Origin of the sequence: Pseudomonas putida W15Oct28, assembly GCF_000708715.2 — a bacterium.
Classification (GTDB): domain Bacteria; phylum Pseudomonadota; class Gammaproteobacteria; order Pseudomonadales; family Pseudomonadaceae; genus Aquipseudomonas; species Aquipseudomonas putida_R.
Window position 1 is genome coordinate 1 of the sequence record NZ_JENB01000106.1, and the last position, 662, is coordinate 662.

Consider the following 662-nt stretch of genomic DNA (forward strand, 5'->3'; position numbering starts at 1 on the left):
ACGCGTTCCTGCTCGGGAGGTTGCGCGGGTTTTGTGTGTGCCAGTTGCTCGGCGGGCATCAGGTCGCGCATTTGATGCTGGTAGGCCGAGACCGACAGGCTCAGGTCCAGGGCCATGCCTTCGGCGTCGGCGAGCGCTACTACCACCGGCACTTTCGGCTGGGTCCACGGGTAGTGACGCGCCACGGCGACCAGGTTGCCGATAGGAAAGGTTTCGGTGACCGGGTCGCTGCTCCAGGTCAGCGGCATGCGCCGTTCTGTTGGCTTGAAGTCTTCGACCCAGGTTTGCAGGGCACTGACTGGCAACACATGGGGCTGGGTGGATGGCGCCTGGTTGCCGGCGATCAGNAGGGCTGATGAGCCGGTGATGCGGGCGGTTACGGCGTTGGTCCACAGGTGCGAGCTGTAGCCGATCCACACTTCCTTGGCGGTATCGGGGCAGGTATCGGCCCACACCCAGCCCATGGTCCGGCTGGAGAGGTAACGCTCACGCAGGTGGTAGTTCTCCAGCCCTTTGTAGCGCAGCTCCTTGTAAAGGCCCGCGCCAATGTACTCGTGAATGACCAGCTTTTCGCCCTTCGGGCCTTTCATGAACACGTAGACATAGCCCGGGCGCAACGCGCGCAGGGTGTAGGCAGAGTGTTGCAGCGGGGCGAAGCCTTG

The 662-nt window shown here is 63.4% G+C and carries 1 protein-coding gene; it reads right to left on the minus strand.

The genetic code is table 11. The features are described from left to right. Window positions 1-662, minus strand: a 662-nt coding sequence (locus AK81_RS27615) for a toxin VasX (protein WP_043204420.1), incomplete at both ends; no start/stop codon positions are given.